Annotated in this window: 22 protein-coding genes, 2 tRNA genes, 2 pseudogenes and 1 CRISPR repeat array; of the genes and pseudogenes, 16 read left to right on the top strand and 10 right to left on the bottom strand. The window is 57.4% G+C overall.

Annotated elements, in window-relative coordinates; genetic code table 11:
• The first annotated feature begins 219 nt into the window (after positions 1 to 219).
• The 3 genes from H6F57_RS09440 (at position 220) to H6F57_RS09450 (ending at position 2265) form a co-directional block, all read left to right on the top strand.
• Positions 220 to 795 (top strand): glyoxalase-like domain protein, encoded by a 576-nt coding sequence (locus tag H6F57_RS09440; protein ID WP_190625355.1) that lies wholly within the window; start codon positions 220 to 222, stop codon positions 793 to 795.
• Positions 796 to 1338: 543 nt separating this feature from the next.
• Positions 1339 to 2205 (top strand): M48 family metallopeptidase, encoded by an 867-nt coding sequence (locus H6F57_RS09445; protein WP_190625356.1) that lies wholly within the window; start codon positions 1339 to 1341, stop codon positions 2203 to 2205.
• Positions 2184 to 2265: transfer RNA gene (locus H6F57_RS09450), tRNA-Leu, on the top strand. Before H6F57_RS09445 ends, H6F57_RS09450 begins: the two co-directional genes overlap by 22 nt.
• A gap of 10 nt (positions 2266 to 2275) precedes the next feature.
• Here the strand turns inward: H6F57_RS09450 and H6F57_RS09455 are convergent.
• On the bottom strand, positions 2276 to 2434 hold the full coding sequence (locus tag H6F57_RS09455; protein ID WP_199289546.1) for a hypothetical protein: 159 nt from the start codon (positions 2432 to 2434) through the stop codon (positions 2276 to 2278).
• Between the two features lie 413 nt (positions 2435 to 2847).
• Complete coding sequence (locus tag H6F57_RS09460) at positions 2848 to 3102, bottom strand: AbrB/MazE/SpoVT family DNA-binding domain-containing protein (RefSeq protein ID WP_190625358.1); 255 nt, start codon at positions 3100 to 3102, stop codon at positions 2848 to 2850.
• A gap of 222 nt (positions 3103 to 3324) precedes the next feature.
• Between H6F57_RS09460 and recJ the strand changes: the two are divergent.
• The 5 genes and pseudogenes from recJ to H6F57_RS09485 all read left to right on the top strand — a co-directional run.
• A pseudogene (gene recJ, locus H6F57_RS28305) lies at positions 3325 to 5049 on the top strand (single-stranded-DNA-specific exonuclease RecJ); the annotation flags it as partial.
• Positions 5050 to 6687: 1638 nt separating this feature from the next.
• A complete protein-coding gene (locus H6F57_RS09470) occupies positions 6688 to 7638 on the top strand; it encodes a reprolysin-like metallopeptidase (RefSeq protein ID WP_190625359.1) in 951 nt (316 codons plus the stop codon).
• Positions 7638 to 8300, top strand: a complete 663-nt coding sequence (locus H6F57_RS09475; protein WP_190794995.1) for a hypothetical protein — start codon at positions 7638 to 7640, stop codon at positions 8298 to 8300. Before H6F57_RS09470 ends, H6F57_RS09475 begins: the two co-directional genes overlap by 1 nt.
• A gap of 244 nt (positions 8301 to 8544) precedes the next feature.
• Positions 8545 to 9246 carry a lecithin retinol acyltransferase family protein gene (locus tag H6F57_RS09480; protein ID WP_190625361.1) on the top strand — a complete coding sequence of 234 codons (702 nt, stop codon included), beginning with the start codon at positions 8545 to 8547 and terminating at the stop codon, positions 9244 to 9246.
• A 77-nt stretch (positions 9247 to 9323) separates the two neighbouring features.
• Complete coding sequence (locus H6F57_RS09485; RefSeq protein WP_190625362.1) at positions 9324 to 9815, top strand: hypothetical protein; 492 nt, start codon at positions 9324 to 9326, stop codon at positions 9813 to 9815.
• A 17-nt stretch (positions 9816 to 9832) separates the two neighbouring features.
• On the opposite strand, the gene H6F57_RS09490 is transcribed toward H6F57_RS09485, so the two are convergent.
• Positions 9833 to 10747, bottom strand: a complete 915-nt coding sequence (locus tag H6F57_RS09490) for a phosphodiester glycosidase family protein (RefSeq protein WP_190625363.1) — start codon at positions 10745 to 10747, stop codon at positions 9833 to 9835.
• A 166-nt stretch (positions 10748 to 10913) separates the two neighbouring features.
• On the opposite strand from H6F57_RS09490, the gene H6F57_RS09495 reads away from it, so the two are divergent.
• From H6F57_RS09495 to H6F57_RS09520, 6 genes are all read left to right on the top strand, one after another.
• Positions 10914 to 11906 carry a glycosyltransferase gene (locus H6F57_RS09495; protein WP_190625364.1) on the top strand — a complete coding sequence of 331 codons (993 nt, stop codon included), beginning with the start codon at positions 10914 to 10916 and terminating at the stop codon, positions 11904 to 11906.
• The gene (locus tag H6F57_RS09500) at positions 11906 to 13114 is read left to right on the top strand and encodes a glycosyltransferase family 4 protein (protein WP_190625365.1); all 1209 of its coding nucleotides are present in this window, start codon (positions 11906 to 11908) and stop codon (positions 13112 to 13114) included. The genes H6F57_RS09495 and H6F57_RS09500 overlap by 1 nt, the downstream gene beginning before the upstream one ends.
• A 153-nt stretch (positions 13115 to 13267) precedes the next feature.
• Positions 13268 to 14125, top strand: a complete 858-nt coding sequence (gene larE, locus H6F57_RS09505) for an ATP-dependent sacrificial sulfur transferase LarE (RefSeq protein WP_190625366.1) — start codon at positions 13268 to 13270, stop codon at positions 14123 to 14125.
• A complete protein-coding gene (locus tag H6F57_RS09510; protein WP_190625367.1) occupies positions 14103 to 15170 on the top strand; it encodes a glucokinase in 1068 nt (355 codons plus the stop codon). Before larE ends, H6F57_RS09510 begins: the two co-directional genes overlap by 23 nt.
• A gap of 52 nt (positions 15171 to 15222) precedes the next feature.
• A complete protein-coding gene (locus tag H6F57_RS09515) occupies positions 15223 to 15999 on the top strand; it encodes a YebC/PmpR family DNA-binding transcriptional regulator (protein ID WP_190625368.1) in 777 nt (258 codons plus the stop codon).
• Positions 16000 to 16485: 486 nt separating this feature from the next.
• Complete coding sequence (locus tag H6F57_RS09520) at positions 16486 to 17667, top strand: TRC40/GET3/ArsA family transport-energizing ATPase (protein WP_190625369.1); 1182 nt, start codon at positions 16486 to 16488, stop codon at positions 17665 to 17667.
• On the opposite strand, the gene H6F57_RS09525 is transcribed toward H6F57_RS09520, so the two are convergent.
• Positions 17664 to 18191 (bottom strand): GNAT family N-acetyltransferase, encoded by a 528-nt coding sequence (locus H6F57_RS09525; RefSeq protein ID WP_190625370.1) that lies wholly within the window; start codon positions 18189 to 18191, stop codon positions 17664 to 17666. The two genes, H6F57_RS09520 and H6F57_RS09525, sit on opposite strands and share 4 nt — an antisense overlap.
• Before the next feature lie 267 nt (positions 18192 to 18458).
• Between H6F57_RS09525 and H6F57_RS09530 the strand changes: the two genes are divergently transcribed.
• Positions 18459 to 18884, top strand: coding sequence for a YggT family protein (locus H6F57_RS09530; RefSeq protein ID WP_190625371.1), 426 nt, complete (start codon positions 18459 to 18461; stop codon positions 18882 to 18884).
• Between the two features lie 34 nt (positions 18885 to 18918).
• On the opposite strand, the gene H6F57_RS09535 is transcribed toward H6F57_RS09530, so the two are convergent.
• The 4 genes and pseudogenes from H6F57_RS09535 to H6F57_RS28310 all read right to left on the bottom strand — a co-directional run bounded on the left by H6F57_RS09535 (position 18919) and on the right by H6F57_RS28310 (position 21547).
• Complete coding sequence (locus H6F57_RS09535) at positions 18919 to 19509, bottom strand: GIY-YIG nuclease family protein (protein WP_190625372.1); 591 nt, start codon at positions 19507 to 19509, stop codon at positions 18919 to 18921.
• Positions 19510 to 19578: 69 nt separating this feature from the next.
• Positions 19579 to 20319, bottom strand: a complete 741-nt coding sequence (locus H6F57_RS09540) for an oxygenase MpaB family protein (RefSeq protein WP_199289553.1) — start codon at positions 20317 to 20319, stop codon at positions 19579 to 19581.
• A 202-nt stretch (positions 20320 to 20521) separates the two neighbouring features.
• Positions 20522 to 21199, bottom strand: a complete 678-nt coding sequence (gene cobO / locus H6F57_RS09545) for a cob(I)yrinic acid a,c-diamide adenosyltransferase (RefSeq protein WP_190625373.1) — start codon at positions 21197 to 21199, stop codon at positions 20522 to 20524.
• Between the two features lie 70 nt (positions 21200 to 21269).
• A pseudogene (locus tag H6F57_RS28310) lies at positions 21270 to 21547 on the bottom strand (VOC family protein).
• 95 nt (positions 21548 to 21642) lie between these two features.
• On the opposite strand from H6F57_RS28310, the gene H6F57_RS09560 reads away from it, so the two are divergent.
• A tRNA-Arg gene (locus tag H6F57_RS09560) sits at positions 21643 to 21715 on the top strand.
• Between the two features lie 201 nt (positions 21716 to 21916).
• Positions 21917 to 22173: a CRISPR direct-repeat array (repeat unit 38 nt; unit sequence GTTTCAATCCTCATGGGCTGTAGAAGCCCAGTGCGACG).
• A 239-nt stretch (positions 22174 to 22412) separates the two neighbouring features.
• On the opposite strand, the gene H6F57_RS27960 is transcribed toward H6F57_RS09560, so the two are convergent.
• Positions 22413 to 22547, bottom strand: a complete 135-nt coding sequence (locus tag H6F57_RS27960; RefSeq protein ID WP_277873733.1) for a hypothetical protein — start codon at positions 22545 to 22547, stop codon at positions 22413 to 22415.
• Positions 22548 to 22725: 178 nt separating this feature from the next.
• A complete protein-coding gene (cas12k, locus tag H6F57_RS09565) occupies positions 22726 to 23277 on the bottom strand; it encodes a type V CRISPR-associated protein Cas12k (protein WP_199292406.1) in 552 nt (183 codons plus the stop codon).
• Between the last annotated feature and the right edge of the window lie 65 nt (positions 23278 to 23342).

The following is a 23342-nucleotide window of genomic DNA, read 5'->3' on the forward strand; positions in this document are numbered from 1 at the left end:
GGTAAATCAGCCTTTAATATACCTACCATGGCGCTTTTGGCGACGTATTTTTTTTGAAACCCAGAGATTTTCCCAACCTGGGCTCAAGATGTCGCTACCACCCCAACAACTACCTCAGCAACTGGGGAGTTTATTGCAGAATTGATACACTGGTTACGAGACACTGAGTATTGGGGTGAGTGCCATCACCACCCTTGTCGTTACCCTGTGAGTGGGCCTATGCTGCTTGACTGCTCTCTAAACCTGCGCTTGGCTTCCCTGCTGGGGCTGCCCCTCGACAGCATCATGTCGACCCAGGGAATTATGGTCTTGCTGCTAGTGGCCTACGCCGGGGCCATGTGGATGTTTCTCAAGAGTGCCCCTAAGGTCTACACGGTGATGGTGTCTGATCTGGAGGTGGCCCGCCACTTCTATGAAGGCATGCTCAACCTGCCTGCCGCCGAGGTGCCCCTGCACTACTACTACAACTATGAGCAAACCCTAGGCACCGCTGGTCTCGACCCCCTGTACCTGGGCGGCGCTACCAGCCTCGGCAACCAAAACGTGATGAACAGCCCCGAAGGGCTGTGGTATCAGTTGCGCAAAAACACCCAGCTCCACGTGGTGAGTGGTGCCAGCCTCGGCCACCGCAACCAGCAGCGCCACGTCTGCTTCGACCACAACTGTTTAGAATACATCTTGATGCGCGTGCAGCTAGGCGGCGTGCAGCACAAAATTCGTAACGAAAAGCCCCTCAACTTTCTGGTTAAAGACTATGACAACCAGGTGATCGAACTAGCCGAAATTGACGATTAGTGGCTGGCTAATGCTAGTCGTCTACCCAACCAAAGGTGACAGGTGAGTGAGGGTTCAAGGTCTAAGGTGTCAGGTTCACGGCCTGCCTTAGACCCGGCACCCTAAACCCTAAACCCTAGACTGTTGGAGCCTGTCACAATCGGTCTAGTCAAGTACTAGATAGAAGCTTAGATTGATAACAATGTTGTAGGGGAGTGCGGCGATCGCAACGTGATAAAAGCGGTATGTTGGCCAAACTTGCCGCTGCACTTAGCATCTACATACCTGCATACCATAGTGGATGTTTCATGCCAGTGCGCTTGTCTAATAGCGATGACAACCGCTGGCGAAACGAACCCATTGTGATGTCATACACATCCCGTTCCTTCAACGGCGCTGGCTCTCTTGGGTGCCTCAGGTGTCATCACCATATAGGAAGTCGGGGGCTTGAACAGTTTTTGCCAAAATAAGAATTGCTGGGCGAAAACTGCCAACCCAGCCAAGCCGGTTTCTCCAAGCTACGATGGAAGATACCCTGATCGCACCCTGATTCGCCTTTAAACTATGCCTGGTAAAACTCTGCTGGTAGGGCTGCGCGCTGACCAGTTTCGCCACCCTCTGGATCTAGAAGCCACCCGCGCCCTTAAGCAGCTGCCAGGGCTCGATGTGATGGTGCGTATGGCTCTGGCCCCTCTGGCAGAGCGGTTCTTTCACCTCGACCATCTGGCCTCAAGCTTGCAGGTGAGCGATCGCCAGCTGCCCGAGCTGCATCAGTCGTTGGTCGAAGCCTGCCGCATTCTCGACCTAGAGGTGCCCCGACTCTACGTGCGCCAAAACCCGGTGCCCAACGCTTACACCTTTGCCATGCGCGGCGAGCAGCCTTTCATCGTCATCCACACAGCGCTGATCGAACTGCTGACACCGGCAGAAACCCAGGCGGTGATCGCCCACGAACTGGGCCACCTCAAGTGTGAGCACAGCGTTTACCTCACCTTGGCCAACCTGATCACGCTGGCTGCTAGCCAGCTACCTCTAGGCGAAGTGCTGGCACAGAGTCTTCAAAATCAGTTGATGGAGTGGGTGCGCTGTGCTGAGTTTACCTGCGATCGCGCTGCCCTGCTGGTCGCCCAAGACCCCCGCATTGTCGCTTCTTTGCTGATGAAGCTCTGCGGCGGCTCGCCCTCGCTCGTTGACCAGCTCAATGTCGATGCCTTTATTGATCAGGCCCGCGCCTACGACAGTCTCAGCGACGACGCTATTGGCGAAGCCCTCAAGCAGGTGCGTACCCAGGGACTTACCCACCCAGTGCCCGTCCTGCGCGCTAGGGAAATCGATCGCTGGGCCAGCACCAATGATTACTACCAGTTGGTTAAACGCCCGACAGTCGAGTATAATGGGAGCGCATCCAAGGGCGGATGGCGGAATTGGTAGACGCACCACACTCAAAATGTGGCGACTTCGGTTGTGCGAGTTCGAGTCTCGCTCCGCCCATTGATTCATCTCAATCAAAGATTACGTAACGAGTTAAGACTCGCATAATTTCGTTGAGCTTGCCTGTGGGAATGGGCTTGCTCCATTCGTGCACCTCTGCAAAACCAACTCGATACAGCTCATGGATGACCCGCTCTACAGCGTAGGCTGGACCTCTAACGGTGAGCATCACTTTTTCGCGCCCAGGTTCAGTGATGGGAGATTTTAGAAATAATCGTAGAGAGCCTATTATGCTCCTTCTAAACAATCAAGTATTTTTATGCAGTCCAATAGTAGATGAGAGATTTTGTTGTGATGCTTATTTCCTGGATTGTGAGAAGCAAACTTTAAGGCGATTAGGGCTCAATGGCAATGACCCCAATAGCACATTGAAATCTTGGGGTGTGAATTTGACTGACGCAAGGTTAAATTTCTTGTTTAGACGAACTTAATTTTATAAGAATTTATTCTGTTTTTTGTTAAGGCCTGATCAAACGCGTTTCTTGCGGAAATCACCTTGTGCTGGAGTGGAGCAACAACAAGGTGCTAGTGAGGTTGCAGCAATTAACATTGAAGTATCGAAGACAGCCTTCATAGGGACATCTAACTCTGGATGCGGTCTTCCCTCAGGTTTTCAATCAGATTGTTCATATCCTCTTGAGAGCTCAGAGGCGGAGTTTCGAGAACCAAAGCAGTACCCTCATGGCGAAGTCGAGAGGATTGACTCAGCAAATGTAGAATGATGCGCCCTTCACTAACCTCTAGCTCAAGGTTTTCGAGGGGATGAAGACCAAGTTGGATGCGAATGGCAGCGGGGATTTCGATCCGACTAGACTCGTCAATGGTAATGATAGTCATAGGACGGCCTTGGGAAAGGTCATGGTTTGATGCTGACGGCCTTAGGTTTCTATTCTGGCATAGTGCTCTAGACTAGCTGGGTTACGAATCTCAGCAGGGGTGAGTTGGGTTCAATTAAATCGGGAACTCCAGCTATGATTAGTTCACACAATCTAGTGCTTCTGTACTGTGACTGAGTCTGCTGCAGCCCCCTCCACCTCGTCTACAACCGCCACGGCTGGCCTGCCGCGCCAGCGGTGGCAGGTGGCACCGGCAAATGCACCCCTGGCAACATCCTTAGCGCAGGTTACGGGGCTGTCGCCGCTGCTGACTCAGGTATTGATTAATCGGGGCATTACGACCCCGACGCAGGCCACTGCCTTTCTTGATCCCGAGCGGCAGCAGTTGCCATCGCCCCTAGCGGAGTTCCCCGACCTGGCGGCGAGTCTAGAGCTGCTGGTAACAGCGATCGCCACTCAGCAGGCGATCGCCATCTGCGGCGACTATGACGCCGACGGCATGACCAGTACCGCTCTGCTACTGCGGGCTTTAAAGGCGCTTGGCGCGCAGGTGAGCTACACCATCCCCAGCCGCATGGCTGAGGGCTACGGCATCAATACCCGCATTGTCGAAGACTGCTACGCCGAGGGTGTAAGCATCATTCTCACGGTGGATAATGGCATTGCGGCGGTGGCTCCGATCGCCCGCGCCCGTGAGTTGGGCTTGGCAGTAATTGTCACCGACCACCACGATATTCCCCCCGAGATTCCCCCAGCAAACGCGATTTTGAACCCCAAGCTGCTGCCCGAGACCTCGCCTTACCGAGGGGTGGCTGGGGTGGGAGTGGCCTACATTTTGGCGGTGTGTCTGGCCCAGGCGCTGGGGCGTACCCAAGATTTGACTGGGCCATTGCTAGAGCTGTTTACCCTGGGCACCATCGCTGACCTGGCTCCGCTGACGGGTGTGAATCGCCGCTGGGTACGGCGGGGGCTAGGGCTATTGCCGCGATCGCGCCTTTTCGGCATTCAGGCGCTAATTCAGGTAGCGGGGCTGGCCGACCAGAGCAAGCCGCTGAAGCCGGAGCACATTGGCTTTCGTTTGGGACCGCGCATCAACGCCGTGGGCCGGATCAGCGAGCCACAGATTGTGATTGATTTGCTCACCACCGATGACGTGGGAGTAGCGCTGGAGCGAGCGATGCAGTGCGAGCAGATCAACGGCACTCGCCAGGATCTCTGCCAGAGCATTGAGCAGGAGGCGATCGCCTGGTGTGAGCAGCAGCGGGCGCTGGGCACAGTGGATATTGAGCGCGATCGTGTGCTGGTCGTGGTGCAACCCGGCTGGCACCACGGCGTCATCGGCATTGTGGCCTCGCGGCTGGTGGAGCGCTACGGCGTGCCCGTCTTCATCGGCACCTATGAGGATGAAGACCACAAGGTGATTCGCGGCTCGGCGCGCAGCATTCCAGAGTTTGATGTGTTTGTGGCCCTGCAAACCTGCCACGACCTGATGGAAAAGTTTGGCGGCCACCGGGCAGCGGGGGGTTTCTCGTTTTTGGCCAATCGCCTGCGCCAGGTGACCACGCGGCTATCGCACTACGCCTGCCAAACCCTCTCGGTCGATCTGCTCAAGCCCCTGGTTAAAATCGACAGCCAGGCGAGGTTAAGCGATATTCACCAGGGCTTGTTTGATCAGATCGACCACCTGCACCCCTGCGGCATTGAGAACCCCGACCCAGTGTTTTGGACGCCGAATGTGCAGGTGCTAGAGCAGCAGACTGTGGGCCGCAATCGTGACCACCTCAAGCTGGTGCTGGCAGAAGCTGGGGGCGAGACAATTAAGGCGATCGCCTGGCGCTGGGGCGAGTACTACCCCCTGCCCAATTGCCTTGATGTAGCTTACAAGCTCAAGCAAAACGAATGGCAGGGCACCACTACTGTGGAGCTAGAGCTAGTGGGGGTGCGATTAGCAGCGGGGGCAGAACCCGTGAGCGCTACCGCCAAAGGTCAGCCGCTACCAGCCCGTCTAGAGCTGGCTCTACCTAAGTTGTCTGTGTCTGTTCCTCTAGCGAATAGTGGTGAGGAAAAGGGGTCGCCAACGACACGCGTATCCGAGATACCTACGGGCACAGCAGATGCGCTAGTTGTAGAACGGGAAGAGGCGATCGCCCCTCAGCCCGTTTCGCCGCCAACAACCCTATCTGCGATTCCGGGACGGATTGCTTCGCGAATCGCTCCACCAACCACGGACGCCGCCGAGTTTACCTATAGCAACCGCCGCTACTCCGCTACGACCAAAACGGCCTCAGACACCACCACCCTTACCATCAGCAACCCCGAGGGCCAGCGGTTAGTCGTCAACCGGGGCGATCAGCAGGGCTGGCTCTACCTGCCAGGTGAGTCGGCCAAGCCGGTTGACCTCAGCGAACCCCACTACGGCAACCTGGTGCGGGCCGGGGCGACAGCGGTAGAGCTTCAGCAGATGGCCCAGCGGCTGGCAGCGGCAGAAGCTCAGCTAGCCGAAAAGGACGCCCTGCTGGCAGAACAGAACGCTCTACTGGCCCAAAAAGAGACCCAGCTAAAAGCGCTAAAAGCTGAGAGCGCAGCTCTGTTAAAGGCTCAGCTTCAGGTTCAGCAGCCTCAGCCAGCTCCAGTCCAAGACGAGCCCATTCAAGCGAAAAGAGCAGATTCGGTAGCGGCCCAGATTCAACCCCTGCCAGTTCAAGCGGTGGCGGTGCCCAAAGCCTCAGTGCGGGCAAAGGTGACGCCAACCGAGGCCTCACCTTTGCCCGCAAAAGTTCAACCAGCCGCGTCGGTTCAGTCAGCCCCTAAAGCTGCCTCACCGCCGTTGGCAGAACCGCCAGTTGTTGCCCTAGCTTCCTCTCCACCGCTGAAGCTCGATGACGCCAAGCAGCAGGTGCGCCAGGGTTTGAGCGATCGCGTCTGGTTTTGCCTCAGCGCCGACAGCCAAAGAGATCTGGCCATCGCGGTGGCTCACCTGTCTACCACCAGCGGCCCCATGGCCGATGCCACGGCCGTAGCTGGGCTAGCCACGGTGCTCGAGCGCGAGCTGTTGCAGCCCCTGCTCGACGACTTTGCCAGCTATGGCGAGCAAACCGGCGATCGCGACCTGGCCGCCCTCGCCAGCGATCTGGCCCAAACCGCCAGTCTGGCGGCACTGCCACCGCTGCTGAGCGAAACCTGGCGATCGCTGACCGCCAAGGCCCTAGCCGCCACCAACAAACCCCGGAAAGCGCTGCACGAAACCACCCACGCTGACACCAGCGAAACCCCCTTCCCCATTGATGACAGCCACCGGGTGATGCTCGACGAATTTCTTCAGGGCTGGGACCATCCCATTGCTCGCTGGTTGACCGGGGGCGGGGCCGAAGCCGCCTCTGACCTGGCTCAGGTAGCCCAGCTACAGCGCTCTAGCAACCCTCTGCCGCTGTGGCAGGGGCAAATGCTGCAACATTTAGTGCTGGGCCAACGTCAAAAAAAGGGAATTTTACAGAAAGTTTTTGGATAATCTCCCTGATCCTACGGTTGCTCAGGGTATGGTGTTTTGACAGCTTTGCCCAACCCGAGCCAATCGTGTCTACCTCAAATGGCCAACGCGCTTTTTAAGCCCCAGTTTTTGATTGTTTGCGGCCTCTCGGCGGCTCTGGTGTCCTGCTCGGGCGAAGGGCAGGGCAGCAGCGGCCCGATGCGGTTTGTCAGCATTCAGCCCATTCAGGTGTGCGACGACCTTGGCATCCTTTGTGCCGACCTGGCTCTGTTTGAAGAAGCTACCCGCAAAATCTGGGCCCAGGCCAATCTCGACGTCAGCTTTTTAGCCCCCAACCGGCTCAACGCCAGCCGCTTTCTCACCATCGACAACCAAGACGAGTTTGCCGAGCTATCTTTTGCGGGCGGGGCCGGAGCCTTTGGGCGTAACCCGCTCTCAACCCGCACCTCTGGCCCCATCAGCCTCTGGTTTGTGGAAAGTATTTTCCCCTATGAGGGGGTTGACACCCTTGGCCTGGGTTGGATTGGCCAAAACGGCGTTTTGATCGATGACGATATTCTCACCTTTAATAATGGCATTGGTCGCCTCGACACGGTGGCCCACGAAATCGGCCACAACCTGGGCCTGACCCATGAGAGCTTTGGGGCTGGCGGCGCAAATAATCTGATGACCGATGGCAGCTTTCGCAATTCGCCCAGTTCTCTTGACGACATTACTCCCGATGGCGCGGGCCTAGACCAGCTCACCGATCGCCAAATTAACGAAGTTCGTAACAGCGGCTTTGCTCGCACTGCGCCAGGCCCGTCTGCCGCTCGCGCCCCAGGGGAACTACCCACGACACTGCCTCCCCTGGCAGACGCAGCTCCTGACGCTTTACCCTGGGTCGCCCCGCCCAAAGTAACCCCAATCACCGACCTGGCTCTGTTGCCTGAGGCCGCCTTTGCCGCAACGACGCAGACTCCCCAACCGATTCCCAATGGCCCGGCGATGTCGCTGCTGACGACGATACTGCTGGCGGGCTATCTACGCTGGCAGCCCCGGGGGCGGTGATGGCGATGCTGAGTAGCTGGCTGCTGGCTCAGGGAGTAGTAGCGACTGTGAACGGGGCTGTCGCTTTTGGTGAGACCGCCTTAACCACCATCACCCAGCCGTCTTTAGGCCTAGCCTGGTCTAGTTGGGCTACTCTGCCTAGTTTCGTTCTTCTATCGCAGTCGCTGCCCGTGCTTGGCCAGGATTCCATTCCTTACCCGCCAATGCTGCGCCATGAGACATCGCCCGCAGGCAGCTACCACCTCGTTTTGACGCTGGGGCAAGACGAGGCTGGCACTCAGCGCACCACCGCTAGCCTGTTTGAGACCCTGGGCGATCGCTGCCAACAGGTCTGGTCACACAGCCTGCCCCACAGCTACGGCCCCCGTCTGGCGCGGGTAAATGACGCCGGCACCGTCGTACTGCTGGACGAATGGATCAACGTGGCCAGCCCCCGCGCCATTGTGGTGATGGGTTTGAATGGGGAGGTCGAGGCTCAGCACAGCTTTGACGATATTGTCGAGGTTACTGGCCAGTCGCGAGCGGAAGTCGTTGATCAAGCTGCCCAAGGCTTTTGGCTGAGCGGCAATCCCGAGATGGATCTCACAGGCGATCGAATGACAATTCCTACCGCTGGAGGACAGCTCAGCTTAGATTTGGCAACGGGAGAAATGGGGTTTTAGCGGTGTGTATGCCCGCACTGCCCAGCCACAAATAGGGCTGCTATAACGAAGAAGAGTGATTCTGCAACCAATGCCTGGCTCAGGTTGTTGATGAGAGGCAACGGCCAATGAGTCCTCAACTGGAATTGGGTAAGTTTCCATTGTTAGATACTGGGCTGTCGTAGGTGGCAAACGACCGTTTGCCTTGCCCAAATTGCAGCCCATCTCAAGGTTTTGAAAATACTGTTCCAACGAGACAGCAGCTATGGCCAAGGGTGATCAAATTTACGTCATGCGCGATCTGGCAGGGATACCTGGGCTATATCAGCACCACGGCATTGACTGCGGCGATGGCACCGTCATTCACTACAGCAAAGCCCGAGACATCGCCGAGATCGCCCGCACCAGCTACGACGCCTTCTCCTGGAGCAACCCGGTTTACACCGTTCGTAAGTCGCTAATCTATGACCCTGAAGTTGTCGTTGAGCGGGCCACCAGCCGCTTGGGCGAGCGCCAGTACGACCTCTTGCTCAACAACTGCGAACACTTTGCCAACTGGTGCACCACAGGCCGCAGCGAGAGCCGCCAGCTGGCCAACTTTGGCCTGCGCACCGACCAGCTCAACCTGCCTGAACTGCGGCGACTGGCCGAGGGCGATCGCCACACCACCACCCCCGCCGAAGCCCGCGCTAACTTCCAAAAAGCTCTGGGCGACATTGCCACTGCCTACAACACTACCCTGGCCGATCAGCAAACTGCCTATAAAACAGCCGACGAATGGCACCACGTTGCCGGGAAGGCTCTAGCCATCGGTCGAGAAGATCTCGCTAGAGCGGCTCTCCACCGCAAGGTCGCAGCCGATAAACGCATTGAAACCCTCACTACCCAGCTCAGTGAACTGGTGGAACTGGAGCTGAATCTCCAGCACAATCGGGCATTCGCAGAGCGGCGACTGGCGATGGAATAAGCGGAGAATGAATGGTAGAGCACAGCGCTAGTGATCTGGGAAAACTACGCTCACTCTTAGTAACCCCTAGCTGTCCCATGAGAAAGAAAGAACTGACTCAACTGGTTAGTTTTGCCTGCGTTTTGTTTATGGCTCAATTCCCTCAGCCCAGCCAGGCGCAAACTAGTCAAGCGCAAACTTCTCACGAGGACGCTGTTCAGGCATGTCGATTGGCCCTAGAAGAGGCCAATACTGTGATCTACGATGAGCACAAAGCATTCATCAGTAATGCCTCAGCGGTTGATCTGGATGATCTATACAGCAGCTATCCTGCGCAGAAACCTATAGGCATCTTGTTGCGTGTTCAAGGGCAATCTGCACCAGAAGTGATGCAGTCGCCACAACTCATGACTGAGCTCAGCACTAGCTTGATCAATCGTTGCCAACCCCTCGGCATGGTAACGTTTCAGCTCGATCAAACAGACTGGGAAGCAACCTTTGGCCTGATGGAAAATCAGATCGTCCCCTTTGAATGTACGGATTCTGGCCGGTCAACGGTGCTGAATTGGGGAGAGGCCTTTTGCCCATAACAGAGCTTGCCCGGTGACTATTGCAGTTGCGGATTTTCGACCCAGAGAATCGATTTCACCGGGCGCTGCACCAGTTCGCCAGAGGCATTGAGACGACCGTAATGGGTAGTGCCGTCGTACATCAGCGTTGAGGAGCTGCCACCGTCGAGGTTGAGTGCTTGGGTGACGCCGCGATCGCTCATAAAAGCTGCTACTTCCCCCATTGTCATTCCTGAGGGCGACACCCCTGGCACCTGAGCTACCATCACCAGCACCACGCTGCCGTCGGCCTTGAGGCCCACCGCTGAGCGAGCGTTGGGCGACTGACTACCCAGGGCATCGCGGCGGGCGGCGCGATCGATAAAGCCTTCCTCCACAGACGTATCCTGGGGCAGCAGCTGAGGGCCAGCACCGACGGCATCCACTAGGGCGCACCCCGCTGGCACAGGCTCCTGATGGAAGGTGATGTCGTAGCTTAGAGTCCCGCCGCAATCGTAGCGGCGAAATTCTGAGCGATTCAAAATCCTATCCATATAGCTGGTCAGGTCTGGATTGCCAATCAGCCGCTCGTTTTGGTTGGGGTCGGCCACCAGTGCGCCATCCTTCACAACGTAAGACGTAGTGAGGCCATTGTTGGGGTCAAAAAAACCGGCGTTGAGGGCGGCAGTCACGCACTCTCCAGCCCCACACAGTTGGGAGGCAATCTGATCTACCCGCGCCAGCCCATCAACTGCCGCCACCTGCACCGGGTAGCGCACCGGGTCAGGAATAGTCACCACATGCGCGATCGCGCTGGGCAATCTCACAGTTTCGTAAATCGGAGGCATCGCCGGTGCTACCGGGACGACATCCTCCAGAGCCGCGTCAGCCCCATTGGGGACAGGGGCGCAGCTCGACAGTCCCAGGGCAAAGGCCAGGCCAACGGCGAGAGAAGGTTGAACGATAGAACGCATAGAGCCAACAACGGGTTGCGTTCAGCAGTATAGCGAGAAGCGCGATCGTCCTTGCAGTCGGTTTATTTCCTATCAACGACCAGCGCCTAACGACCCAGATTCGGGACATCCCCTGAGGTGATGGGCATACTGGAACCAGTTTGCCCTACAGATTGTGTGACAGACGATGGCGGTTCTCACTGTGACAACCGATGCGGCTCAGCCGATGATCTACCCCTCGGTGTCGGTGATTGTGCCCATCTATAACGGTGAGGCCGACCTGCCCGAACTGGTGCAACGGCTGATGGGGCAACAGTATCCAGCCGATCGCGTCGATTTTTTGCTGGTGGACAATGGGAGCTGCGATCGCACCCCCGACCTCCTGCGAACCGCCGCCGCCACTGCTGCCTCCCAAGGTATTCGGCTGCGGGCCATCATCTATAGCGCCATCCAAAGCTCCTATGCCGCCCGCAACGCTGGCATCGCCGTCGCCAAGGGTGACATTCTCGCCTTTACCGACGCCGATTGTCATCCTGAGCCTAACTGGCTCGTCTCCCTTGTGCAGCCCTTTGTCGACCATTCTGTCGGGCTGGTGGCAGGGGAGATTAAGGCCTTACCCAGCCAAAACTGGCTAGAGCGCTACGCCGATCGCCAGGGCACCCTCTCCCAGCACAACACCCTCAACCATGCTTTTTTGTCCTACGGTCAAACGGCCAATCTAGCTGTGCGGGCTGAAATTTTGGGTACAGTTGGGCTCTTTCGTCCCCATTTGACCACGGGCGGGGACGCGGACCTGTGCTGGCGCATTCAGCAAACTACCTCGTGGCAACTCGTCCATGCTGCCGATGCCGTGGTCTACCATCGCCATCGAGATAGCCTGAAGGGTCTGCACAGTCAATGGCATCGCTACGGCTGCTCAAACCGCTATCTGCACGACCTACACAGTGTAGATCTGATGCGTCCCCTCACCGCCAAAGAAATGCGCTATCGTCTGCTGCGCTGGGGCCTAAAGGAGCTGCCCCAGGCAACCGTTAAGCTCCTGAACGGGCGCGGCACTGCTTTGGAGCTAGCGATCACGCCGCTGGATTTGTGGTGCGCCCACGCCCGCACCCAGGGACAGGCCCAGGCCAAGCTACCCGAGACTGCCCGCACCATTACTCGTCTGGGAGAACCCGTCTGATGCGAATTTTGATGATCTCCACAACGTTTCCCTACCCACCGACGCTGGGAGGTACGCAAATTCGCACGTTTTATCTACTCAAGCACCTAGCTCAGCGGCACGAGATTACGCTGGTGACGCAGCGATCCGACGAAGTGACGGCAGCAGAGGTAGAGGCCCTGTCCACCCACGTGGATAAGCTGGTGTGCTTTCCTCGCCCTACAGCCGCAGACCTCCAGCCTGGACTGCCTGGCAAAATCAGCCGCTTTGCTCACTTTCTGGCTACGGGTACACCCCCAAGCACCACCTACCTGCACACCCCCGCCCTGCAGCAGTGGATCGACGACTGGGTAGAAGGCGTCCACTGCGACGTCATTACCTGTGAGCACAGCGTCAACGAAGTCTTCGTGCGCCCCAGCTATCGTCAGCGAGTCAAGAAAGTAGTGGTGGATATTCACAGCTCACTCTACGGCACGCTGGTGAACCAGTTAGAGACCGGGACGGCGGAGAAGCCGCTGCGCGATCGCCTCAACCTACCCCTGCTCCGCCGCTACGAGCGCCGCTACGCCCAAAAGTTTTCTGACCTTGTGATCACCACTGAGGAAGACCGTCAATTCTTTGCTCCCATTGCCGGGACTACTCCCCTGCATGTTGTTCCTAACGGTGTGGATCTGGTGCAATTTCCCTATCGCCGCGCGGACCCTGGCGGCCGCAGCCTGGTTTTCGTCGGCGCGATGGACTACATCGCCAATGTAGATACGGCCAAGTATCTGGCCCAAGCTATTCTGCCGCCCCTGCGCCAGCGCTACCCCGACGCTACCCTCTACCTAGTGGGCAACAAACCCACGTTAGAAGTGGAGGCGTTAGGCAATCTGCCGGGAGTTGTTGTTACTGGACGAGTGCCGTCGGTGGCGGATTATCTGCACCGGGCGACAGTATGCGTGGTGCCCATGCGCATTGGCTTTGGTATTAAGAACAAAACCCTAGAAGCAATGGCGGCGGGGGTGCCAGTCGTGGCGAGCGATCGCGGCCTTGAAGGTCTCGCCGTAGACCAGCCCCAGCGGGCGCTGCGGGCGAATACTGTTGATGAGTATGTCGGGGCGATCGGCCAACTCTTTGACCAGCCTGAACTGCGGACCACCCTATCGGCGCGTGGCCGGGAGCTGATTGAAAACACCTTCACCTGGGAGCGCGCAGGGCAAGCCTACGAAGCCGTGCTGAACGGCTGAATTTGAAGCCACCAACGCCGTTTGAATAGGGCAAAAGATACTGCGACCGTGAGAAATAGTCAATGGGAAAGGGGCATCGGTAGGATGGGGTAGGCGGCCCTCTGGCCTAGCCCAATTTCTAGGCCCTATCCTTTCAATTTCTGTAGCTCAACTATGGTGTCGCAAAAACTTGACCAGCTCAAAGCCCTATTCGCTGGGATGGAGCGAGCACTGATCGCCTATTCGGGCGGCATCGACAGCACCCTGGTGGCCAAGGTCGCCTACGACGTGCTGGGCGATCGCGCCCTTGCCGTCACCGCCAACTCCCCTTCGCTCATGCCCGCCGATTTAGAAGAAGCCCAGGTGCAGGCGGCGGCAATCGGCATTGCCCATGAGATTGTTGCTACCCACGAGCTAGACAATCCCAATTACGCGGCCAACCCTGTCAACCGCTGCTACTTCTGCAAGAGCGAGCTGCACGACACCCTTAAGCCATTGGCCCTAAGGCAGGGCTACCCCTACGTAGTAGATGGCGTCAACGCCGATGACCTGGGCGACTACCGCCCTGGCATTCAGGCGGCACAAGAGCGCGGCGCCAGATCACCCCTGGCCGAAGTGGGCATCACCAAGTTTGAGGTGCGTGAGATCTCGCGCCTGCTGGGTCTGCCCTGGTGGGATAAACCGGCACAACCCTGCCTCAGCTCACGCTTCCCCTACGGCGAGGCAATCACCCTAGAGAAGCTGCGGCGGGTGGGCCAAGCAGAGCTGTACCTGCGGCATTTGGGGCTGCGGCAGCTCAGGGTGCGATCGCAGGCCGACACCGCCCGCATTGAAATTCCTGTCGAAAATATTAAAGAATTTGTAGCTGCCACCGAGCTTGAAGCCCTGGTAAAGGCGCTGCAAGACTACGGTTTCACATATGTCACCCTTGATCTAGAGGGCTTTCGCAGCGGTAAGCTAAACCAGGATCTGCCCGCAACTGTCGTTAGCCCCTCAGAACGTTCCAGCCATGACCTATCTGCTTGCCGGTGATATTGGTGGCACCAAAACCATTCTGCGCCTGGTCGAAGCCAGCGAACCCAGTCCATCGACCCCGGTGATTCTCAAAAACGAGTTTGAGCGCACTTACTCTAGCCAGGCCTACTCCGACCTGGTGCCGATGGTGAAAGAATTTTTGCACCAGGCCGCCATCGATGCCGGGCATGCCTACGCTCCTGAGCGGGCCTGCTTTGCGATCGCCGGGCCAGTCGTGGAAAACACCTCCAGCCTGACCAACCTGGCCTGGTCGCTAGAGGGCGATCGCCTACAGGTAGAACTCGACCTTGACCGAGTTGAGCTGATCAACGACTTTGAAGCCGTCGGCTACGGGGTCTTTGGCCTCGCTGCCGAAGACATCCACACCCTGCAAGCGGGCGACCCCGATGGCAACGCCCCGGTGGCCATTATTGGCGCGGGCACCGGCTTGGGGCAGGGGTTTGCCCTAGCCACGAGCGGTCGCCCCCTGATATTTCCATCTGAAGGGGGGCACGCCGACTTTGCGCCCCGCTCAGAGCTAGAGTTTCAGCTGATGCGCTATCTAATCGACAAGCACCAGATCTCTCGCGTGTCGGTGGAGCGGGTGGTGTCGGGCCAGGGGATTGTGGCGATCTACCAATTTTTGCGCGATCGCGAGTTTGCCACCGAAACCCCAGAGATCGCCGAAGCGATCGTCGCTTGGGAACGCCAAACCGGCCTCTCCACCAAAACCGTTGACCCCGGTGCCGTCATCGCCCAGGCCGCTGTGGGCTGTCGCGATCGCCTCTCTCACAAAGCCATGGAAATTTTCGTCTCCGCCTACGGGGCCGAGGCGGGCAACCTCGCTCTCAAGCTGCTGCCCTACGGTGGCCTCTATGTAGCTGGAGGCATCGCCGCTAAAAACCTCGACGCCATGACCGCCGGAACGTTCCTCGACGCCTTTACCCATAAGGGTCGCGTCAGCCCCCTGCTTGATCGGGTGCCCGTGCACATCGTGCTCAATCCTCAAGTGGGCCTAATCGGAGCCGCTCTGAGAGCCGCTGCCCCTCTAGTTGATTCATGAGGTTGCCCTTAGGGCGATAAAATCAAGAGCGCAGTGCATCTGTTGTTGAGGTATGGCAGGTCATAGTAAGTGGGCCAACATCAAGCGCCAAAAAGCGCGGGTCGATGCCGTCAAGGGCAAAGTCTTCGCCAAAATGTCGCGAGAAATTATTGTGGCGGCGCGTCAGGGCGGTGACCCAGCGGGCAACTTCCAGCTGCGCACCGCCATCGACAAGGCCAAAGCAGCGGGGGTGCCTAACGACAATATTGACAGGGCGATCGCCAAAGGTTCTGGCAACCTCAGTGCCGACAACAGCTTCGAGGCCATCCGCTACGAGGGCTACGGCCCCGGCGGCGTCGCCATCTTAATCGAGGCCCTCACTGACAACCGCAACCGCACCGCCGCCGACCTACGCGCCGCCTTCAGCAAGAGCAACGGTAACCTCGGTGAAACCGGCTGCGTCGGCTGGATGTTTGAGCAAAAAGGCGTCGTCACCATCGTCCACCCCGGCGACGAAGAAACCCTGCTCGAAGCCGCCATGGAGGCCGGGGCCGAAACCTACGAACTGACCACGGTGCTAGGTCGTCGCGACGAAGAAATTTCTGCTGCTGAGCTATTTTGCGCCCCCGTCGATCTGGAGACCCTCGACACCAACCTCAAGGCTCAAGGGTTAACTATCAGCCAGGCGGAGCTACGCTGGCTGCCCAGCAACACCTTAGTCGTCGATGACCCCGACCAGGCCCGCCTGCTGGTTAGACTCATGGATGCCCTCGAAGACCTCGACGACGTGCAGTCCGTCACCGCTAACTTCGACATGGCCGAGGAGTTGATGGATGCGATCGCGGCTTAGGAAATCGGGGTAAATGGTGGGCAATGCCCACCCTACTCAACGCTAGACAGTAGTTAAAACTGGTGAACCACGAAGCTGAAGCTACCAACTGGCCCATTTGCAGAACAGACGTTTAAACCCGTGATCCGTGACTCCTTTCCGTTGGGTCCAGGGCGGCGGAACGGCCCTGGTCGTGGGGGTCTGGGGGCAGCGAAACGCCCCCAGCAGTAGATTGAGCATTTTCCCCTATTGTGCGCCGTTACCACCCTGCCCCAACCACTAGCCCGTCGTCCCCCAATCCCTAGTCAGGACAGATACCCCGCTGGAGCGAACAACTGCTCACCCCTACGACAGAAATGGTTTCACCAAAAACCTTCAAGCATAGGAAAAATGACCCTTTCGGGGTTCACTCCTCAACATGCCCCATCTCCCTCCCTGCGGAAACCTCAAAAACCCTATAGATTATAAAAATAGGGAAACCATAACGGAAAAGGCGAGGACACCCACATGCGGGTATTGTTAATGACCGGTAAAGGCGGCGTCGGCAAAACCTCCGTCGCAGCCGCCACGGGCCTACGCTGCGCAGAACTGGGCTACAAAACCCTGGTACTGAGCACCGATCCCGCTCACTCCCTAGCCGACAGCTTCGACATAGAACTAGGCCACGAGCCTCGCCTGGTGCAGCCCAACTTGTGGGGCGCAGAACTCGACGCCCTGATGGAACTCGAAGGCAACTGGGGCGCGGTGAAACGCTACATCACCGACGTGCTTCAGGCCCGTGGGCTAGAGGGCATTGAGGCTGAAGAGCTGGCCATTCTCCCCGGCATGGATGAAATCTTCAGCCTGGTGCGCATGAAGCGCCACCACGACGAAGGCGAGTACGACGTGCTAATCATCGACTCGGCCCCCACCGGCACCGCCCTGCGCTTGCTCAGCCTGCCCGAGGTGGCCGGCTGGTATATGCGCAAACTCTACAAACCCTTCCAGGCTGTCTCCGAAGCCCTGCGGCCCCTGGTGCAGCCCTTCTTTCGCCCGGTGGCGGGCTTTAATCTGCCTACCAAAGAGGTGATGGATGCACCCTACGAATTTTACGAGCAGCTGATTGAGCTAGAGAAAGTGCTCACCGACGCGAGCACCACCTCCGTGCGCTTGGTCACCAACCCCGAAAAAATGGTGATTAAAGAATCGCTGCGGGCCCACGCCTACCTCAGCCTCTATAACGTAGGCACCGATCTGGTGATCGCCAACCGCATCATTCCCGACGAAGTGCAGGATCCCTTCTTCCAGCGGATGAAGGAAAAACAGCAGCAGTACAGGCACGAAATTCACGAGAACTTTCACCCGCTGCCGGTAAAAGAGGCGCCCCTATTTGCCGAAGAACTGTGCGGCCTGGAATCCCTCCAGCGCCTCAAAGAAACTCTCTACACCGACGAAGACCCCACTCAGGTCTATTACAAAGAGACCACCCTGCGCGTGGTGCAGGAGGATGGCTGCTATAGACTGGAACTCTATCTGCCTGGCATTCCCAAAGATCAAATCGAGCTGAGCAAGTCGGCAGATGAGCTGAATGTGCGCATTGGCAACCACCGCCGCAACCTAGTTCTGCCCCAGGCTTTGGCGGCCTTACAACCCGCCGGGGCCAAGATGGAAGACGACTACCTGAAGATTCGCTTTGCCAGTGCCGGCTAGGGAGCAGACCGGACAAAGCAGCGATCGCCTGGATCATAGGAGCCCAGGTTGGGGGCCTGGCTAAGTTCCACTTCCTCGTACCCCAGCCTTGCCAGCAGCCGGCTACTCCTGTTGTTGGCTGGGTGCACCGCCGCCCACCACACAGTTTCGGGGACGGCTGCCGCTAGGTAGTCGTGCCACCAGAGCATGGCTTCAAAGGCTAATCCTTTTCCCCACCAAGCTTCGCCAAACAGGTAGGCTACCTCTCCCCACTCGCCGTACCCTGTTGCCTCAAGGCGGCCAATTGCTGGAGCTAGAGGGGTTTTTAAGCGTACGGCTACATTGAACCATCGCTCGTTAGCTGAATCCACAGGCCCCCTCGCTCGGCTGGCGTACTCCGCCTTGAGATCTGCACGAGTTGGCAGACTCTCAGTCGGATCGATGAAAGCCAGGACCGAGGGAGTGACCAAAATCGAAAAAAGTTCGTCGGCATGGGCCGCAGTGAGCGGCTCAAACCAGAGATTCCTGCTCTGCATCAGGGGCATGGTTTGCTGCTTGGGTGCGCCCCTCCATTATTGCTACCCTACTAGGCGATCGCGGCGTCGATGTCCTATAGCTTACCTATCTCGTTGATTTATGGTGGTAGGCACTATTTGTGCTGGTTTGGTAATATCTCTGGCCGAGATAGCTCCTAAGCCATACCCTATATAAAGTGAGCCAAACTATAGCGCTGGCCAAGCTGCGTTATGTTTTAGCTAACGTAGCGGTTGCTTTACCCCCAAGAACCGTTAATTGCAGGCAATAACACCCCCATGAGCCAAAGACCCAACGGATACGATGAGTTTGAACGCAGCCGAGAACTCATTCACAACCAGGAGGTTTACCGTCTCAGGCAGGAGCATGCGCGACTGCGGGAAGCCCAGCGCCGGGCTCGGTTGGCCTGGGTGCGCAACTCTATTGTGCTGCTGGTCGGGGCGTTAGAGGTACTGCTGGCGCTGCGGTTGTTTCTGCGGCTGTCTAGCGCTAACCCCAATAACCCCTTTGCCCAAACTATTTACACCTTGTCAGAGCCGTTTATGCGGCCGTTTTCGACCCTCTTTATTAGCCCCACTAACGCTGACGCCACTCAAATTTTTGACCTCAACAACTTGATTGCCATGGCCATCTATGCCCTGCTGGGGGGCTTGGCGATCGCCCTCGTCAACTACCTCCAAGGCCCAGGCTTCCAGAGTCGTTAGCGGTGTTCACCCCAAAAGGTCGGCATGGCGGGTGCTAGGCCTCCAGTTTGCCGCCTACAAAGGGGGTACTCCAGGTTGCCCAGTTTTCTTTGTTGAAGGGCGATCGCCAGTGGCGAATCAGCTCTTGCTCTAGAGTCTGACGGGCCTTGCGATCGCAGTCGGCGTGGGGCCAAAAACCAATATTCACCGCTACGGGCAGCTGGTGAACCCGGTGAGCTTCCACATAGCTGAGAATGTAGCGCTTGCAGTCGTGCACTCCCTTCCAGCGCTGGTTTGACTTAACGGTTTCGCCTACGTAGAGCAGCACCGCCGCGTCGTGATCGACCACAAAGTACAGAGCGGGCACGCCCGATTCTTGGAATTGCCCTCGCCAAAACTCGGCATTTTGAGGCGGCAGGGCAAACGGGTCAATCGTATCGGCAGGCGAAGCATCGACGACATCAAACAGCGTCCCCTGCACCGACGGGTCAGCCTTGACGGTGGCCTGAAACTGGGCCACCCGCTGCTTCCAGCTCTGGAGTTCGTCGGCTAGCATGGCCGACCCCGCGGGACGGTTGTAGGCCCACGACAGATCCGCTGCCCGCAGATCGGCGTCGGAGAGCAGGGAGGGCTGATAGTCGGGCATGGGGCTACCGGTAGCGGCTACGGCTCTTGATGATAGTGCATAACCCCACTGCTAGAGTTGGCAGGGTGCCTACAGCCGCGATCGCAGCGCCTCTGGCCCAATATCCTCTAGGGTGTAACCCTCGGGATAACTGCGAATGGATTGATCGGCGAAGAAATCTGGTTCGGTGCGCGGCGGCAAGCGGCGCAGCAAACGACTGCGGGTCTTGAGGGCGGTGTTAGCCAATTGCTGCACCGCCACCGGCACCGGCTGCCATCCCAGCGCCGCTAGCAAGGGCGGGTCGAGCAGGCAGGGTAGCCCCCAGTTCACCACTGGCCGGGTGACGACGGGGAACCAGGACAGCAGCATATGTCGGGTGGCATCGGCAACCCGCTGGTTGGTGGGGGCATAGGCAAACTGCTCGGCCTCAAACTCGCGGTTGAACTGCTCAAACGCCTCGTAGGTAGGCGGAATGTCGTGAATACCCATGCGATCGCCAATCGCTCGCCAGAAGTAGTAGCAGGCCAGCCGCTCCTGCTGACAAAAAGGCCGCCAGCCAAAGCGATCGCACCACCGAATCGGCTCATATACAAAGGTTGAGAGCACGTAGAGGAAGTCGCGATTGCCAATGGCGTAGTGGCGGTGAATGGCATTCATGCGCTGAATAAAGGCTTCGCCTCGGGGGCTGTCGTAGCCGTGCTTGAACACCTCAGACACCACAATGCCGGTGTCGTCGTAGCGCTTTTGGGCGTGGTGGCGAAACTCACCAGTTTTATCCAGCAGCGCCGATACGCTGGGGATACAAAACGTTCGTAGCAGAGCAGCCTCCAGGGCGCGGGTGACATCCTAAGGAAACTCGTAGCCCACCAGCAGGTGGCAGATTTCGGCGTGGTCGCGTTCAGGGTTGAGGCTCTGGATGCAGCGTAGGGTGGCGTAGCGATCCATAGGTTGTTGGGGTGTTTGGGCTTAAGGGGGTGGCCTAGGAACGGTTTTTCTGATGGTGGGCAGTGCCCACCCTACGGCAGCGCAGACCCTAGAATTCGATGCCGGGCTGGGCTTTGATTCCCTGTTCGCGGAAGGGGTGCTTCACTAGGGTCATCTCCGTCACTAGGTCGGCCTGGTCGATCAGCGCTTGGGGTGCACCTCGCCCGGTGAGAATGACGTGGGTCATCTCCGGCTTTTCGGCCAGCCCCGCCACCACCTGATCGACGCTCAGAAAGCCGTGCTTGAGGGCAATATTAATTTCGTCGAGCAGAATGGTTTTGTACTCGGGGTTACGAATGTAAGAAAGAGCCGTTTCCCAAGCGGTTTGGGCGGTTTGGGTGTCGCGGTCGCGATCCTGCGTATCCCAGGTAAACCCTTCACCCATGGCGTGGAAGGTGAGCTGATCGCCAAACCGCTCTAGCACGGCCTTTTCCGCCGGTTCCCACGCACCTTTGATGAACTGCACGATTGCAACCCTGTAGCCGTGGCCGATGGAGCGCAGCACCATGCCCAGGGCGGCGGTGGTTTTGCCCTTGCCGTTGCCGGTGTTGATAATCACCAGACCCTTTTCGACATTGCGCTCAGCGATGCGCTGCTGCTGCACCTCCTGGCGGCGCTGCATTTTGCGGCGATACTGCTCTTCAGATAAACCTGCCCCCTCAGCCTCTTGCGTTAGGGCAGCAGCGGCAGCATCGAGGGGATTGGCGGTGTCGGGAGGTTGAGTCATGGGGTCTCAGATAAAGTGTGGAGCGGGCAAAATTCGTGGATCAGCCGCATGGGCTTATATAGTTTCTGCACTATTTAGCCAGATTAAGCTGCCACGACACACCAAAGCGATCGTTCACCCAGCTAAATCGCTGGCTAAACCCATAGTCATCCAGCGGCATCAACACTTCGCCACCGAATGAAAGCTGCTCAAAAGCCCGTTGCAGCTCGTCTTCGCCGGTACAGCCTGCTTGACCAAACCTAATGAGCCCAGCTCACCGGTACTGTAAAAATCAATCTGGCTCACCTGACAATCGCTAAATACCGAGGTATAGAGGGTCATGACCTCCTTAACGGAACCTTCAAACATGAGGAACGGGGTAACGATTGGCCATACTCGATTGTGGATTAAGGACGAGTCATTGTGACAACGCCCCTAGCAGATGCTAGAATGGTGCAGCCTAAGGGCATGTAGCTCAGTGGATAGAGCACTAGATTCCGGTTCTAGGGGTCGCAGGTTCGAATCCTGCCATGCTCGTTTCTTACATAGCAAGGGGTTCACCCGCTCCGTAGCTGTACGTTCCGGAATTATGTGACATCATTCTGGAATTGATGTCACTGTTCCGGAATTCGTGTCGCTTACCTACATACCTGCCTAGTCGAGCATGGCAGGATTCGTTTCAATCCATGCACCTTCATGGTAGTTCAAGTGAACCACCATGACTATATCGGCTGAAAAGCTTCAATCCTCATGGGCTGTAGAAGCCCAGTGTGCCGCGCCGCGCCTTTGCCGCCACCTGGGGCCAAGCGGCGTTTCAATCCTCATGGGCTGTAGAAGCCCAGTGCGACAAAATAGAGATGCCCCTTTGGGGATACCAGTTTCACTGTTTCAATCCTCATGGGCTGTAGAAGCCCAGTGCGACGCAGCTGGGTGAGGACGCCTATACCGACAGCATCAGTTTCAATCCTCATGGGCTGTAGAAGCCCAGTGCGACGGCATCCACTCAAATCTCTTGGTTCACAGGGCATATAGACCCTTTGATGGCGAACCTTACTCTTGAAAGCCTGTTCAACTACCCAAAACTTGCCCTGTTGTGTCGCAACACCAACGAGCAAGGCTTTCAGGCTGCGCGAACCTACCAGGAAAAAGTCCTGCGCTTGGGGTTCGCGGAGGCTAAGATATGAATATGGGTGCATGGATTACTCCTTGATCGGAGTTGTTTCGGCAGCCAACACTACAGTAAGTCCGTTCTCTCTTGCTGGGTGCGCCCCTCATCCTGTTGCACGGTGCCCGATTCCAGACGTTCACTAGCAACAGCAGCATCGGAGTGGTCAGCTACCAGGGTCAGAAAGTAAAACTGTGGTCTCACAGTCAAACAAACCCTTATTTTTCACAGAGCAGAGGCTCTCGCATGGTCTGCGGCGCTTTTAGTACAAGTATTCTACTCTATGAAAGAGTTCCTGTATATCAGGGATTCCTAGGGTTTCGATTAAGCATTTCAGGACAGTAAGACCAATTCGGCTAAAGCATGGACGTAGGGTCTGGAGCTAGGTAGAAAGTGCCAAGCGCTTTTCGTAGGCATGAAAGCTAAGGTCTTTGGCCTTCTCTTGGGGAGAGCCAGAATGTCCCTGCCGGACGATTTCGATGGTGATGCCACATTGACCGGCTTTAGAGGCGATCGCATCTTGCAGACGACCATAACTCCACTGGTGAACCTGCGTGCGGTAGGCTTTGGCATATTGCTTTTGGCCGTCTACGAAGTCAGGTACTTTCGCTACGGCTCTCTGTTTGACTTCAGCTTCGACACATTCGCGAATGTGGGCTAGGTCGGGTAGGACAATGCTGCCTGCTTGGTGGGTTTGGGCGATTTCAACGATCGCCTTTGCCAGCAGCCGATCTACGTGCTTGCCCAGGTCAGATTCTGTAGATAAGCGTTTGCCACCCTTACGACGCTGCCGGTGGCCCTGGTGAGATATTCGCACTCGTTCGGATCGGGCGCGTTGGAGAAGTGGGTAGTGCTCGCCGATCAACTGTTTGGTCGAGCGGTAGGTTATAGCAATCCGTGGATAGATTCGGTCAGTCAACGAAGGCTTGGTCAACGACTTGGCGAAAGGGTTGGCCGGATTGAATCTGTTTTCGCATCCGGTTTTTCAGAACAAACCAT

The sequence above is a fragment of the Leptolyngbya sp. FACHB-60 genome (assembly GCF_014695775.1).
Classification (GTDB): Bacteria; Cyanobacteriota; Cyanobacteriia; order Phormidesmidales; family Phormidesmidaceae; genus Nodosilinea.